Raw genomic sequence first — 15940 nt, 5'->3', positions numbered from 1 at the left:
AGTTTTTCACCTAATCAAATTCTTGTTCAAGATCTTTCATTTGCTCAAGTTCATCTCCCCTGAACCTGACACGAAACAAAGCACAGTAAAGCATAGGAACAACTCCAAGGGTTAATATTGTGGAAAAACCAAGTCCTGCAATAATTGAAACAACCATTGGCTCCCAAATTGCCCCTCCACCAAAATAAAGAGGTAAAACCCCCATTATTGTTGTTATGGTGGTAAGAAGGATTGGCCTCATTCTTCGCTCACAAGCATAAATTACAGCTAATTGAGAAGAATGACCATTGTCAATTTCAACCTTGATTCTTTCAAGCAGAACAATTGCATTATTTATTACTATACCTGCAAGAGCCACTATTCCAAGAAGAGTCATGAATCCAAAGTAAGAGTTCATTATATAAAGACCTGCTGCAACCCCCATGGTGGCCATTGGAATTGTACTTAAAATTATAATTGTTTTCCTCACCGAGTTGAACTGGATAATTAAAATCATTAAAATTATAAAACCACAGACAGGAAGCTTATCCATAATTGACTTGTTTGCATCAATAGACTCCTCAACTTCTCCTCCAAAAACATACTTATAACCAAGTCCCCATTCAATATCTTTTAATTGAAGCCAGGGTTCCATTAACTTCATTACTTCATTTGCTGTATATCCCTTTTCAAGACCAGAACTTACTGTAACAGTTTTTTTTCTATCTCTTCGTTTTATCTCAGAGGCTTCCCAGGCATATCTAAGATCGCAGACCTGCCCAAGCAAAACATTTTGGCCTGTAGCACTTGAATAGACTGCAAGGGATTCCAGCCTGTCTATGAGTTTTTCTTTGTTTTCATCTGATTTGAGAAGAATAGGAATTATTTTGTCATCTTCTCTAAAATCAGTCATCTGAAAACCGCTTACAGCAGTATAAAGGGAAACAGCCACATCTTTGCTGGATACCCCTGCACGCCTTGCCTTGAGATAATCAACTTCTACAATAATTTTTTTTGTTCTTTCCCCCCAGTCGTCAGTAATATTTCTCACAGCTTTAATTTCACCAAGCTTTTTCTTTACAGAATTCACCATTTCAAACAAACGCTCGCTGTCTTTACCTGAAAGCCTTATTTGAACAGGATCTGAAATTGGAGGGCCATTTTGGATTCTTTTTATTTTAAGATCAACATCAGGAAAGTTTGACAAAATAAATTCTTCAAGTTTTTCTGAAATAAGAGAAATATCTGATAATTGTGCAACATTGATGACCATTAGAGAATAATGGGGCTGACCCACCTCTGTTTTATGCGTTATAAGAAATCTTGGTCCTCCATTGCCTAAATGAGTTACAAAATTTATAATTCCCTTGAATTTTTTTTCTCCAAAAACAGAAGAATCAGCAGGGCTTTCAAGCTTTTCAGAAATTATTTCTCTATCTTTTTTATTTTCATACATAAGATTTTCTAAAATATAACCTTCAACCAACTTAACCATATTTTCTGTAGTAGAAATTGAAGTACCAGGAGCAAGCCTCATTTCAACCTTGAAAATAAGTCTGTCCGAAGGAGGAAAAAAAAGAACAGGAAGCCTTGAAAAAAGTTTCATTGATAAAAAAAACATAACAAAGACAATAACTATAAAAACATACCTATATCTTAAAGATATAAAAAGCATTTTTCTGTACAAAACCCTGAAAATAATTACCAGGGATTTAAACTTTGAGTTTTTTTTGCTTTTCCCTTTTTTTATGAAAATTATACATAAAAGAGGAATCATTGTAAGAGACAATATCCATGAAGAAAAAAGTGCAATACTCACAACCTTAAAAAGAGGGGCTGTGTATTCCCCTGTTTCCGACTCTGCTAAATAAATGGGAAGAAAAGCTGCTGCTGTTGTTGCAGAAGAAGTTAAAAGCGGAACTGACAATTCCTTTGCAGAATTTACTGCTGCCTGAATAGGCCGTTTACCCTTATAAATATCCACTTGCACCGATTCTGTAACAACAATTGCATTATCCACAAGAATCCCCAGGGCAATAACAAGGGAGGCAAGGGACATTTGATCTATTCCTATATTGAAAAACTTCATCCCAAAAAAAGTCATAAGTATTGCTGAAGGAATAAGAGAAGCAACCACAAATCCTGTTTTAAAACCAAGCATAACAAGGGTTGCACAAAGAACAATCAAAACAGACTGAAGAAGATTTTCCTGAAAAAGAAGGACTTTGTCCTGAACTTCCTTGGGAGAAAAATTTACAAGTTCAAAGGAAATTCCATAGGGAAATTCAGATTCCACTTCTTTTAAAAGATTTTTCACACTTTCCCCAAGCTGAATTATATTTCCCCCCTCTTTCATTGACAGGGAAACCCCAACAGCTCTTTTACCATTTGCCCTCATCAGATTCATGGGGGGATCAATATAGCCTCTTTTGATTTCAGCAATGTCTTCAAGAAAAATTGTTTCCCCTGATTTTGGAATGGGAATTACAGTTTTTTTAAGGTCTTCTATTTGAATAAAATTTCCACTGGGCTCAAGAACCACCCGCTCAGTTCCCACATTAATCGATCCCCCTGGAATAAGAATATTTCTTGTTCCAAGAAGATTCATCAAATAATAGGGGGTAATGCCCAACTGGGAAAGTCTTGAGTTGGAATAGTTTATATAAATTTTTTCATCCTGATCTCCATAAAGCTCAACTTTTGCAACATTTTCCATGTCAAGGAGCTCGTCCCTTAACTTTTCACCTGCATCCTTAAGTTCTTTAAAGGAAAAATCATCTCCTATAACAGCAATGGTTACTCCAAAAATATCACCGTATTCATCGTTTACAATTGGAGCTGCTGCCTCATCTGGAAGGTTTCTTTCAGCCTTTTCAACCTTTCTTCTAAGCTTGTCCCAGATGGGCCTGAGATCTGTGTATTCGCCTTTCACCCATACATTAATAAGAGAAACACCTGCCATTGAGCTGCTTTCCACATAGTTTAGTTCAGGCATTTCCATTATAACTTTTTCAAGCTGATCTGTTACCAGCTGTTCAACTCTTTCAGGAGAAGCTCCCGGAAAATAAGTAACCACCCTTGCAACTCTTAAAATAAAACCAGGATCATAACTTCTTGGAAGACTGAAATAGGAATAAATTCCTCCGGCAATAATTATTAAAAGAAAAATAAAAGTTACCCTGCTTTTTGAAATTGCTTTTCTTGTTAAATACAAAGCCTGACTCCAATAATTATAATTTAAACCTGAATTAAGATTTTCATATTTTTAAATTAAAAAAACAAATTGCCGATTTACTGGAAATTTCAATTTTGAGTTTCAACCCTTACCTTTAAACCCTGGCGTACCTGACTTACTCCTGCTGAAACAAAAAATTCACCGGGTTCAATTCCTTTAGTGACTATTATTTTTGAGCCGGAAAAATCACCAAGTTCAACATATACCTTTTGAATTATCCCTATTGTTTTGTTTTCAAAATCCAGTTTCCAGACAAAATTTCCTCTTGAATCCTCTCCCACGCATACAGGAGGTAAAACAGGATAGGAGTTTGATTCCAAAGACTTTGGTTCTATTTCCACAATTGCAGACATCCCAGGCCTTATTCCTTCCAAATTTTTTCCAAGGGAAATTGTAACAGGATAGGAAGTATTTAAAGCATTGGGTGAAGTGCCGACTTCCTTGATTATTCCCTTAAATTTTTTGTCTTTAAACGGATCAATTTTTACCAAAGCAGGCTTTCCTTTTTTGACCTCGCTTAAAAAAGACGATGGGACCTGAATGTTTACTTCCATTGAATTTCCGCAATTTACTACTGCAATGGGCTGACCCGGCTGGATATTTTCATTTTCTTCTGAGTGAACTGAAGCAATATTGCAATCCATAGGTGCAAAAAGCTTAGTATATTCAAGATTTCTTTTTACAAGTTCGACCTGCTTTTCAACAGATTCAACAACTGCCCGGGCAGAATCAAAAGCAGCTCTTGTCTGATCAACTTCACTAATGGATGCATTTCCTCTTTCATAAAGAGATGTCACTCTTGAATAGACTGCTTCTGCATTTTTCCATTGGGCTTTTGCTCTTGCAAGGGATCCTAAAACTTCCTGAACCTTTAGCTCATAATCTATGGAATCAAGGCTTGCAATAACTTCTCCTTTTTTAACATTGTCCCCTTTATCCACATTGATTTTACAAATTGTGCCAGGGACCTTGAAACTTAGCTTTGAGCTAAGAGAAGAACTAATTACCCCGGAAAATATCTTTACTTTTCCGTTTTGAGGGATTTCTGCTTTTACCGCTCTTACAGGTCTTAATCTTTTTGTTTCATCTTTGTTTTCAGCTTCTTTTTTTTCACCGCATGAATAAAACACTGAAAAAAAACATACCAAGGCAAAAATTAAAATATTTTTTTTCATGGCTTTCTCCTGATAAGCTCAATGAGTTTTTCTTTTTTGTCGGGGATATCTGAAAAATCTTCAAATCCAAGCCTTGCCTGAATAAGATAAATTTTTTCCATAAAATCGTAGAGGGAAGCTGAAAGCATTACATCTGCTCCTGTATATGAATGTTGAGCATCAATTAAATCAACAGAATCTGCAAGCCCAAGCTCATAGGCATCTGATACAAGCTTCAAATTTTTTGTAGCAGAATTTTTAGATTCTTTGGCAAAGTAAATCCCAAGATATGAAGAGGCTGCCTCCTCAACAAGAAGACTTATATCTTCTTCAATGTTTTCCAAAATATCTTTTCTTATTACTTGAAGTCTTGTTAATTCTTCATCGGATTTTAATGCCAGGTTTTTATCTCTTAACCCTGTAAAAATAGGAAGAACAGCTTCCAACCCTATTTGCCAGGAATTATCTTTAGGCTCATCAATAACAAAAGCAGGCATTGGAGGAGGAAGATCAAAGGAAACCCCATCTGAACCTGCTCCTGATCTGCCAACCCTTTGAAGATATTCTCCCTTTAAATAAACCTTTGGAACAAAATGTTTTCTTTTCAAATATTTATAGTTTGCTTCTTGAGCTTGAACAAGTTTTGTGTAGGCACTTAATTCAGGTGAGTTTTCAATGGCGAATTTACCAAGAATTTTCTTAGTTTGCTCAATAGAAGCCCTGTTTTTTGATAGTTTTTCAAATGTTTTTTCATCAACCCAGAAAATTTTGGAGTCAAGCCTGGGAAAAACAAACAAACTTTTTTTATCAAACTTTCTTCCTGTGATTTTTTCAAGTTTGATAAGTGCCTGATTTTCTGCTTTTACAGCCCTTAAAAGTTCTTTTTTTGCATCAGCAGTCATGCTTTCCCATCTAAAAACATCCCCTGGCCCTTTTGTACCGATTTCATAGTTTGTCTGAGCCTTTAAAAGATTTGTTTTGGAAAGTTCAAGATCATTTCTTCTTATTTCTTTAAGCTTTACCGCACTTAAATATTTGAAATATCCAGAAGCTGTTTTTGCTGCAGTTTCAAGCTTTTTTGCCTTTTCTTTTTCCATTGCGGCAAGAAAAAGTTTTTTTGACTGATCAAGACTTGTAAAAACCTCATCATCAAAAAGAGTTTGTCTTATATAAAATTTAAGGTTTATTTCATTTTCAGGATATTGTCCTAAACTTGAATATGCTGAATCTTCATCCCTTACAATTCCTTCAGCCATTACTCCAGCCTGGGGTAAAATATAACTTTTTGCTATTTTTTTATCTAAGTTGGCCTTTATTGTATCCTGTTTAAAAGCACGCATAAGGGAATTATTTTCAATGGAAAAATCAATTATATCCACAAGGTTTATCAGCTCTTTTCCTTCTTTTGAATCTCCATAATACAAAAACGCCTCAAGGAAAATATTGAAGTTTGGAGAAACCCCAAGAATGTCTGCTGTATCCATATTGATTTCAAGCTCTGGTTTTTTTAAAAAAACTTTGGAAGAATTTTCTATATTTTTCCCTGAAATTATTTTTTCAGCCAGAATACCAATCTTTCTTTTTATTGAATCATCAAAAAAATTGTTTTGTATTCCTGAAAGGCAGCCTTTTTTCACCTCTTCATTTCCACTAAGGGAAAAAGTGTAAATTTTTCTTTTATTAAGCTCTTTTACAAGAACTTCAAACTCTTCCAGGGAATATGAAAAAAGAGGGGCAATAAGCACTGAGTCAGTTTTTTCATCAATTTTTTCAATGGTTTCAAGAGGACTGTTTTCAGCCTTAAGCAATGAAAGAGTATAGCTTAAATCTGAGGACAAAATTTTATTTTTCTTCCCGGACAAATCAAAAACCCAAGGATCTAAAATCACTTCTATTTTTGAAAATTCCACTAGCTCATGAAAAGTTTCTGCGGCTGAAAAAACAAAAGGATATGGTTTTATATAATAAAGATTGGGTTTTTGTGGCAAATTTCCTTTAAAATCAGGAGAAAAATTTTCCGGTCCTATAAAATAAACTGCAATTACAGGTTTTTGTAAATTTGAAATTTTTTTAAAAACTGATGAGCCATAGGGCCCTAAAGCAAGAATTATATCAATATCTTTATTTTGAAGAAGATCTTTTGCACAAGCTTCAGTTTTTTTTAAATCAAACTCAGAATTTATAATATATTTATCAGGAAAAACGATCTCTCTACTAAATCCTGCAGCTTCTTTTATCTTTTTTTTGACTCCATTAAGATCAAAATCAAATCTTGAATCTTTTCCGTCTAAAACCACAGCAAAAACAATTTGACCTTTAGTTGTTTTGGAGTAAGCTAAACATGGAAGGTAAAATACAAAGGCAAGTACAAACAAAAGAAAAAACACTTTTCTCATTGAATATCTCCAAAAAAATGGCTGGATAATTAAAAAAATTTTATAAACAAAAATTTTCTTAGAATAACCCTGTTTAATTGACTTTGCAATCATCTGTTATAAAATTATTTTAAGTTGTAAAATATCAAACTTTCAAATTCTTTAAAGACAAAATTACAAATGAAAACAAACAACAATTTTACAAATTTAACAACGATAAAAAGGAAGACATTGATTTTATTTCACAAAAACAATGCTGATACCTTCAATGATTTTCTTTATGGGTATAAGCCTGAAATTAAAGTAAAGGCTGAAAAAATAAAAAGCAAAGATAAGGATGCTTTAAGACTTTTAAGCCCTAATTTATCTGATTTACGGTGAAAAATGAAATATTCTTTTTATTTATTGTTATTTGCTTTTATTCTTTTTTTTCAGGCTCCATATAAATCAGAGGCCTATTCTGAAAAAAACAAATCAAAAGTATTGATAGAAAAGACAGAGCCAAGAGGGTTTGATAAAAAAACCCTTGAATCTCTTCCACCCTATCAAGGAAAAAAAATTAATTTTTATTGTTCCAGTGAAATAAATCTAAAAAAAAGCCAGATAAGAGAATTTAAATACTTACCCAAAAACAAACCCTCTGGTTATCAGCTTTTTAAAGATGTTTATATCAAAGCAAAAGCTTCTGTTTCATATTTTAAAGAAATGGTGGAAAGCATTAATGACAATGTTGGATTGTATAATAGTTCCGTCCAAAACGAACTGGATGAACGACTTGGAAAGACCGATGAAAACTCCACAGAAGGTGGAATTGAAATAACCTGGTGGTTTTAGCTGAACAGTTTAATTTAAAAACTCAAAGACTGCCCATAATCTTTTTTTAAATTAATAAAAAAAGCTTACCTAAAACAACCAGTTCCATCAAAACAATGGGTGCACAATTTTTCTTTGGGAAGACCTATTGAGCTTACCAAATCATCTAAAGATTGATATTTTAAGGTTGTAAGCCCAAGTTTTTGCCTTATGACCTCTATCATGGCAAGGTTTTTTTCAGATCCTGAAACTGAATATTGCTCAAGATTTGCATCCTCTTTTCCTTCAATTGCCTGAATTGCTTTTCTTCCTGCAAGATCAAGGGTTGATCTTGACTGGGAAAAATTTAAAAATTCACAGGGATAAATAATAGTTGGGCAGGCAACCCTCATATGAACTTCTAAAGCACCATAATCATAAAGCATCTGGACATTGCCTTTAAGCTGGGTTCCCCTTACAACTGAATCTTCACAAAACAAAAGTCTTTTCCCATTTATAAGCTCTTTTACAGGGATAAGCTTCATTTTGGCAACAAGCTCCCTTAAATTTTGATTTTGAGGAATAAAACTTCTTGGCCAGGTTGGGGTGTATTTAACAAAAGATCTAATATAGCTGATTCCTTTTTCATTGGCATATCCAAGACCATGTCCTATTCCCGAGTCAGGAATCCCTGATACACAGTCAATATCAGTGGTTTCTCTTCTTGCAAGTGCTTTTCCACATTCATAACGGACAGACTCAACATTAATCCCTTCATAGGATGAAGCAGGATAACCATAATAAACCCATAAAAACGAACAAATCTGCATTTTATCACCGGGAGGCTTCACTTGCTCATAACCTTCAGAAGTTATCTTAACAATTTCTCCTGGCCCAAGTTCTTTTTCAACTTTATAATCAAGGTTTGGAAAAGCAGAGGTTTCAGAAGAAACTGCCAATCCATTATCTTTTTTCCCAATTATCAAAGGAGTTCTCCCAAGCCTGTCCCTTGCTGCATAAAGGCAATTATCTGTAAGAACAATAATAGTTGAAGAGCCTTCAACAGATTCTAGGGCATGGGCGATTCCCTCTTCAAATGAACCTTTTTCAGAAATCATCATTGCAATAATTTCTGAAGGATTGATCCCTATTGAACTTATTTCAGAAAAAGATCTGTTTTTTTGGTAGGCTCTTTTGGCAAGCTCATCAATATTTTTAATTCTGGATACAGAAACAATAGCAAAAACCCCTAAACTGGAGCTAAGCATTATAGGCTGATTTTCATAATCGCTTATAACTCCAATCCCTGTATTTCCTTCAAACTCATGAAGACCTGACTCAAATTTGGTTCTAAAGTAAGAACTTTCCAAAGAATGAATTTTCCTTCTAAATCCTTTTGCTCCTTTTACAGCAAGCCCGCCTTTTCTTGTTCCAAGATGGGAAAGATAATCAGTTCCATAAAAAAGATCTATTATGCAATCATGTTTTAAAGCACACCCGAATATACCGCCCATTTACTCTCCTTCTTGAAAAACAACCTGGATTTCTATATTAAATAGAACCGATTTTATTTGTGATAAATCTAAAGTCAGATAAAAATTCCTAAAAGCTTTTATAATTACAAAGTAAATCTATGCTGCTGTTGGTTTCTCAGGGGAGTTATTGCATTTTCTAAAACTACGTCAAGCTTAAATTTGCATTACAAACCCTCTATGCTATTATAACAAGTTATCTTGACCTCATTTTTAGCTGCGGTTATAGTAAAAAACCAAGTTGATTGTTTAATTTACACCTAAAACATTTTATGGATATTTAATATGGAAAACTATGATTTTTTTAAAAACTTTAAAGGCTTTGCACAAGCAGTAAAAGAAATCTGGAATGAAGGCGTATTAGGAATAGATATAGGCTCTATTTTAGTTGCAATAGGAATCGTTGTTTTCTTTGTCCTTTTTAGAAAACTTTTTGTAAACTTTTTCCTTAAAAGAGTTGAAAACTTTGCAGCAAAAACCACTAATAAAATAGATGACAACTTAGTAGATGCTCTTCAAAAGCCCATAAGTTATGTTCCTGTTATTTTTGGTTTTTATGTTGCCATAGAATATCTGGCCCTGGAAAGCACAACAGGAATAGTTGCAAAAAAACTGGTTCAATCATCTATAGTATTTATTTTGTTCTGGGTACTTTTCAATCTTGTTGAATCATTTACCTGGGTTCTTGAAAAGCTTGAAAGAATTTTTGAAAAGCCATTGATTGACTGGCTGAAAAAAATTGTAAAAGGAACTTTTGTTTTCATCGGCTGTGCAACCATCCTTGAAATCTGGGGAATAAGAATAGGCCCAATAATTGCCGGTCTTGGTCTTTTTGGTGTTGCTGTTGCACTTGGAGCTCAGGATTTATTTAAAAACCTGATTTCAGGAATTCTTATTCTTGCTGAAAACCGTTTTTCCATAGGAGACTGGATCAAGGTTGAAGGAGAGGTGGAAGGAACAGTTGAACATATAGGCTTTAGATCTACCAAAATAAGAAGGTTTGACGCATCACCTGTATTTGTTCCCAATGTAAAATTATCCGACAACACAGTTATAAATTTCAGCCAGATGACATTCAGAAGAATTTCATGGACAATAGGCTTAAGGTATGACAGCACAATTGATCAGCTCAGAACAGTAAGAGATAAAATTGAAGAATACCTTTTAAATTCAGAAGACTTTGTCCATCCTCCACAAGGATCTTTATTTGTAAGAATTGACAAATTCAATGATTGTTCAATTGATTTTATGATTTATTGTTTTACAAAAACAACAGTTTGGAGAGAATGGCTGGAAATAAAAGAGGCTTTTGCTCTTGAAATAAAAAAGATAGTAGCAGAATCTGGAACTGATTTTGCTTTCCCATCCCAGTCTATTTATGTGGAACAACCATCTGAATCAGACATCGGTTTTGAAGCTTAAATTAACTGCAAATGTTTATATAATCAAATTGTATCAAAACAAAAATCACCTGATACAATTTGATTTATTTTTTTATTTCAATTGAAAGACCTTTCTATAAAAATCATTCATTGAAAAACACAAAACTGATAAAAAATATAAAAAAGACGAAAAGTAAATAATATGGATTCATTAACTCACGTAGTGCTAGGCGGATCAGTAGCTCATCTTTTTTGGCACAAAAGTTTAGGCAGAAAATCTTTTGCTTTTGGGGCTATTCTTGGAACACTTCCAGATCTTGATATAATTTTTTATCCATTTCTTAACCAGACCCAAAAACTTTATTGGCACAGGGGAGAATTCCACTCTATTTTTTTTATTTTTCTGGCAAGTTTTTTAATAACAAAAATTTTTGCTAAAAAATCAGCAACTTATAATTTATCCGAAAAAAGACTTTTTGCAGGACTTTTTTTCATATTTTTTACCCATATTGCCATTGATTATTTCACTGTTTACGGAACCCAGATTTTATCACCTGTAAGCAGATACGGATTTGCCAGGGGAAACCTTTTTATAATTGATCCAATGTATACAATTCCCCTGCTTTTAGGAATGCTTACAGCCTTGTTGATTAATGAAAAAGCTCGGTTCAAGGCAAGCCTGACAGGTATTCTTATAAGCAGTGTCTATCTTTTATTTTCTCTTGGCTCCCATTTTTATGCAGATCATTTATTTAAAAAACAGCTTGCCTCAAAAAATATAAAACCTTCTAAATCTATAACCTCTGCCACTCCAATGAACACTCTTTTATGGAGACATCTTTCACTGACAGACAAAGGAATTCTTGTTGGATATTTCTCCCTGATTTCAAAAAACTCAAAAGATGAAATAAAATTTGACCTGATAAAAAGAAATGAAGAACTTATAAAACCATTTGAAAATCAGCCAAATATAAAAGCCATAAAATGGTTTTCAAAGGGTTTTTGGGTTGCAGAATTAAAAGACGATGTTTTAACTGTTTCAGACTTAAGATTCGGGGAATTAAGACCTTTTAAAAACTCTTCTCCAGATGAATGGGAATATTTATTTACCTGGAAAATGGGAAAAAATCCAAACGGGTTAAAACATAAAAGAGATAGAGAAATAAGCTATAAAACTGCCTTGGGGGTTTTGTGGGAGAGGCTTAGGGGTTGATACAAAAAACTAATAACAACACATTGTCAGCAATTAAATCAAAACCAATACAGGTTTTTACCTGGATATTCCAGATAATTTTTCCAGCCACACTTTAAAACAAATCCTTTTGGCTTTAAAGGAGGGCTAATACTTGAGCTTTCATTGGCAGTCAGAGTATACTTGGTTTTTTGGGCCAATACACATGGGAAAATCAATAAACAGACTAAAGATTCTTGTGTAAAAACATTTTAATCTTGCTTCCCTTTGAGGATATATATTAGTGTTTTCCAATAAAAAAAACTTACTGGCTAGAAAAAATTGCAATTAATAATAATAGTTTTGCATAAAAATCCAAAAAAGATTTAAGCCAGTTAAGCTGGAAATTATCAAAAAAACAGGGTAAAATAAATCAACTTAAACAAGTCATAATTTATAAAAAAGTTTTGTTAAAAATTAGGACCTAAAAGTTCCCAGATAAAATAGCTAAACCCGAGTATAATAGTAAAAAACTCATGGAAGGTATAATGGTAAGTTCTTATCTGACAGCTGCAAAATCAGGTCTTTTGGCTCAAAGGATTAGCCAGAGTCAGCAATTATTGAAAAACTGTAATTTATGCCCACGCAATTGCAATGTGGATCGTCTGGCTGGCGAATCTGGTCTCTGCAATACTGGAGCTGTTGCAAAGGTTTCCAGCTATGGTGCCCATTTCGGAGAAGAGGCTGTGCTGGTTGGAAAGCGGGGTTCGGGGACTATCTTTTTTTGTGGCTGCAGTCTGCTCTGCGTTTTTTGCCAAAATTATGATATCAGCCATGCTAAAAACTCAAGCTGTCTTCCCATGGATGAGCTGCAACTTGCAAGGCTGATGGTAAGTTTGCAGGAGCAGGGATGCAATAATATCAATCTGGTTACGCCAGGTCATCTGGTACCGCAAATCCTTGGGGCACTTCCCCATGCAGTGAAAAATGGTCTTAAAGTGCCAATTGTTTATAATAGCAGTGGATATGATAAGGTATCCACTCTGAAACTTCTGGACGGCATAATTGATATCTATATGCCCGATTTTAAGTTCTGGTCTGCCCATTCAGCCAAGCGATATGCCAATGCCAAAAATTATCCGGAAACAGCTCAAAAGGCCCTGAAAGAAATGCATCGACAAGTGGGAGATCTCAAGATAAATAAAAAAGGAGAAGCCAAGCAAGGACTAATAGTCCGCCATCTCCTAATGCCTGGGGGTGCTGAAGAAACTGATGCTATTTTGAAATTCCTTGCTAAAGAAATTTCAGTTAACTGCTTTGTAAATATCATGGATCAATACAGGGTGGCAGGCACAGCTCGCCAATTTCCTGAACTTAATGCCGTAATTTATGCTGAAGAGTATCAGCAGGCCATACAAAAAGCAAAAAAGTATGGATTGACTCGTCTTAACAACAGTTAGAAACAAAAAACACCTAAAAAGGAGAAAAAAATGACTATTATTTTACAAGATCTTCCTTACGAAAAAGATAGGCTGGAACCTCATATCAGTGCAAAGACATTGGACTTTCATCATGGGAAACACCATAACGCTTATGTTACTAACCTGAATAAGCTAATCAAAGGAACAGACCTGGCCAATGAAAAATTAGAAGATATTATCAAAAAAACAGTAAATGATACTGACAAAGTTGGAATATTCAACAATGGGGCGCAAGTTTGGAATCACACATTTTACTGGCACTCAATGAAACCTAATGGAGGGGGATTACCCACAGGCGAAATTGCAGAGAAAATCAAAGCCGATTTTGGAGAATACAATAACTTTGTTGAGCAATTGAAAAATGCCGGACTTACTCAATTCGGCAGCGGCTGGGTATGGTTGATCATCAAAAACAATAAGTTAGAGATTATGAAAACTTCAAATGCTGATACACCCATAGCTCATGGCTTGAAACCTTTACTCACAATAGATGTATGGGAGCATGCATATTACCTTGATTATCAAAACAAACGAGGTGAATACCTTGATAACTTTTTAGCTAATCTTGTTAATTGGGAGTTTGCCAACTCCAACCTTGTTTAACTAAAAAAACAGCAAAAAGGCTATTAATTAGCTTTGAGTTTATTTAATGCTTTTTGTTTTTTGAATTAAAACAATTAAGATGCTAATTGTTTAACTTTTCTCAAAAGACTTATGTCATCTTTAATATTTATAAAAACCAGGAAAGAATATGGATAAAGATTCAAAAAACAGTGCTTTAGAAAAACTTATTTTGCTTTTAAAACTTGAAAAAATTGAAGAAAACATTTTCAGGGGCAAAAGTGAGGATTTAGGTTTTGGAAGTATTTTCGGAGGACAGGTGTTTGGGCAGTCTTTATCTGCTGCCGCAAAAACCATTGGTAAAGAAAAACAGGCCCACAGTGTTCACGGATATTTTCTCAGGCCCGGCAACCCTGAACTTCCTGTTATTTACAAAGTTAAAAACCTAAGAGACGGACGCAGCTTCAGCACAAGACAGGTAAAAGCAATTCAAAAAGGAAAAATAATTTTTTCCATGACAGCTTCGTTTCATATAGAAGAAAACGGATTTGAACATCAATCTTCCATGCCTGATCTTCCAGTCCCTGAAAATTTAGTCTCGGATCTTGAATATCTAAGAAAAATAAAAGATAAATTACCTGAACCTATAAGAAAGAAACTTATCCGGGACAAACCCGTTGAAATAAGACAGGTAAATCCTGTTGATCCTTTTAAACCTGAAAAAAAAGAACCTTTTAAATATGCCTGGCTTAAAGCTTCAGGTATTCTTCCTAAAGATCCTCTAATTCATAAACTCATCCTTGCCTATGCTTCTGATTTTGGATTTCTGCCCACTTCATTATATCCCCATGGACAAACTTTTTGGGGGCCTGAAATGGCTGTGGCAAGCCTTGATCATTCAATCTGGTTTCATAGAAAATTCAAAATGGACCAATGGCTTCTTTATTCCATGGAAAGCCCAAGTGCATCAGGCTCAAGGGGATTTAACAGAGGGCAGATTTTTAATAAAGACGGAGTTCTTGTTGCCTCAACTGCCCAGGAGGGGTTAATCAGATACAAGGGAAGCAAAAGTAAAAAAGATTAGTTTACCTACCCCTTTCAAAGTTTAAAAAAGTTTGGTTTTCTTAGCTGACAACCCTTGATACAATTGACGACCTTCTTCATCTGTTATTTGAATATCAAGCTCTTTAGTAAGTATTTGGATAAGCTGCTGAGAGCTGGAAACTTGAATGGTTTCTTTTTTATTTCCCCGGCTTACGGAATACTCAAGATTATTTAATAATCGAGTTTCATTACCCAGAACTCGGGAGGCAACAAGCAGGTTAACCAAGGGCGCGTCAGGATGACGATGGGAATAAAAATGCCCTATCTCGCAATCGGATTGACCATAGCGTGCAAGCTCAAACCTGTACAATGAAAAAAAATCATTATCCTTTAAAACCTGAATATGATACTCGCCCTGACGTTTTTCATGAATACGAAAAACTTTATGACCGTCATTTGTTTCAGCCCCTGACATGGGAACCGGTACCCTGGGACAATAGGGGCCAAATCCTACATCCAAAACATAGGATTGCCCTTGACACTTAACTATTGACAATCGGTGAGTTAAACCCGGGTGAGTGTCCTGACCATAAATCACCCGTGCCAGATAAAGTTCTGGCGAAAAACCCAGCTCTTCAAGGATCTCATAAAAAAAACCATTGTGCTCAAAACAATATCCACCACGACGGTTAACTAAAATTCGGCTGAACAAAGAATCAAAGTCCAATGGCAGATCATGGCCAAGAAGGCACCCTACACTGCTAAAAGCAAAAGTTGCCAAATGACGGCTCACCAGCTGACAAAGAAAATCAAAGTCCAACTCCCGATTATCAAGGTTGAGGATTTTTAAATATTTGTTAACCATTTCGGTTCGATGCATTGATACTCTCCATAAAAAATCAAGACTGTTTTAAATCTTTGCCAACTGAATTAAAATTTGAATAAAATGCCAAAATAGACAAAAAAACAGTTTTTCTTCAGCCACTACCTAAAGGCATTTAACAGCTCCATCATAAAAAATAAAGCTGTTAAATACCATATTAATTAAAAAATCAGCTCACCTTAATTTTTTCATTTCCACTAAAACAAGGATTAGGCCTTGAAAATTTAAGATAGGGAACAATGCTTTGGTTTTTAACTCCACCTGTTCCATCATAAGTAATTGTAACAACAGGAATAGAAGTTTTTTCTTCAATTAAAGTTTTCATTGATTCTGTTACAAGGGATGGACAGC

General features: G+C 34.6%; 13 protein-coding genes. 7 read left to right on the top strand and 6 right to left on the bottom strand.

The features are described 5' to 3' along the window. Positions 1 to 10: 10 nt before the first annotated feature. The 3 genes from RBR53_00065 to RBR53_00055 all read right to left on the bottom strand — a co-directional run bounded on the left by RBR53_00065 (position 11) and on the right by RBR53_00055 (position 6764). Positions 11 to 3193 (bottom strand): efflux RND transporter permease subunit, encoded by a 3183-nt coding sequence (locus RBR53_00065; protein MDY0131042.1) that lies wholly within the window; start codon positions 3191 to 3193, stop codon positions 11 to 13. A gap of 89 nt (positions 3194 to 3282) precedes the next feature. Continuing rightward, positions 3283 to 4389: an efflux RND transporter periplasmic adaptor subunit gene (locus tag RBR53_00060; protein ID MDY0131041.1), complete on the bottom strand. Its 1107-nt coding sequence runs from the start codon at positions 4387 to 4389 to the stop codon at positions 3283 to 3285. Further along, positions 4386 to 6764, bottom strand: coding sequence for a TolC family protein (locus RBR53_00055; GenBank protein MDY0131040.1), 2379 nt, complete (start codon positions 6762 to 6764; stop codon positions 4386 to 4388). The genes RBR53_00060 and RBR53_00055 overlap by 4 nt, the downstream gene beginning before the upstream one ends. Before the next feature lie 210 nt (positions 6765 to 6974). Between RBR53_00055 and RBR53_00050 the strand changes: the two genes are divergently transcribed. After that, on the top strand, positions 6975 to 7124 hold the full coding sequence (locus tag RBR53_00050; GenBank protein ID MDY0131039.1) for a hypothetical protein: 150 nt from the start codon (positions 6975 to 6977) through the stop codon (positions 7122 to 7124). A gap of 3 nt (positions 7125 to 7127) precedes the next feature. Then, positions 7128 to 7577 (top strand): hypothetical protein, encoded by a 450-nt coding sequence (locus RBR53_00045; protein MDY0131038.1) that lies wholly within the window; start codon positions 7128 to 7130, stop codon positions 7575 to 7577. A gap of 65 nt (positions 7578 to 7642) precedes the next feature. Here the strand turns inward: RBR53_00045 and RBR53_00040 are convergent, their stop codons facing one another. Next, positions 7643 to 9049 (bottom strand): amidophosphoribosyltransferase, encoded by a 1407-nt coding sequence (locus RBR53_00040; GenBank protein MDY0131037.1) that lies wholly within the window; start codon positions 9047 to 9049, stop codon positions 7643 to 7645. 303 nt (positions 9050 to 9352) lie between these two features. Here RBR53_00040 and RBR53_00035 point away from each other — a divergent pair, with 303 nt between their 5' ends. The 5 genes from RBR53_00035 to tesB all read left to right on the top strand — a co-directional run bounded on the left by RBR53_00035 (position 9353) and on the right by tesB (position 14746). Continuing rightward, a complete protein-coding gene (locus RBR53_00035; GenBank protein ID MDY0131036.1) occupies positions 9353 to 10489 on the top strand; it encodes a mechanosensitive ion channel family protein in 1137 nt (378 codons plus the stop codon). Between the two features lie 162 nt (positions 10490 to 10651). Further along, positions 10652 to 11662 carry a metal-dependent hydrolase gene (locus RBR53_00030; GenBank protein ID MDY0131035.1) on the top strand — a complete coding sequence of 337 codons (1011 nt, stop codon included), beginning with the start codon at positions 10652 to 10654 and terminating at the stop codon, positions 11660 to 11662. 506 nt (positions 11663 to 12168) lie between these two features. After that, positions 12169 to 13080 carry a radical SAM protein gene (locus tag RBR53_00025; GenBank protein ID MDY0131034.1) on the top strand — a complete coding sequence of 304 codons (912 nt, stop codon included), beginning with the start codon at positions 12169 to 12171 and terminating at the stop codon, positions 13078 to 13080. A 30-nt stretch (positions 13081 to 13110) separates the two neighbouring features. Then, positions 13111 to 13704, top strand: a complete 594-nt coding sequence (locus tag RBR53_00020; GenBank protein ID MDY0131033.1) for a superoxide dismutase — start codon at positions 13111 to 13113, stop codon at positions 13702 to 13704. A gap of 148 nt (positions 13705 to 13852) precedes the next feature. Further along, positions 13853 to 14746, top strand: coding sequence for an acyl-CoA thioesterase II (gene tesB / locus RBR53_00015; GenBank protein ID MDY0131032.1), 894 nt, complete (start codon positions 13853 to 13855; stop codon positions 14744 to 14746). 21 nt (positions 14747 to 14767) lie between these two features. Here the strand turns inward: tesB and RBR53_00010 are convergent, their stop codons facing one another. Continuing rightward, on the bottom strand, positions 14768 to 15586 hold the full coding sequence (locus tag RBR53_00010) for an arylamine N-acetyltransferase (protein ID MDY0131031.1): 819 nt from the start codon (positions 15584 to 15586) through the stop codon (positions 14768 to 14770). Positions 15587 to 15758: 172 nt separating this feature from the next. Next, positions 15759 to 15940, bottom strand: a 182-nt coding sequence (locus tag RBR53_00005; GenBank protein ID MDY0131030.1) for a hypothetical protein, incomplete at its 5' end; no start/stop codon positions are given.

Source organism: Desulforegulaceae bacterium (genome assembly GCA_034006035.1).
GTDB lineage: Bacteria > Desulfobacterota > Desulfobacteria > Desulfobacterales > JACKCP01 > JACKCP01.
Note: the sequence above shows the minus strand (reverse complement) of the source record. Positions and strands in the feature narration are given on the sequence as shown.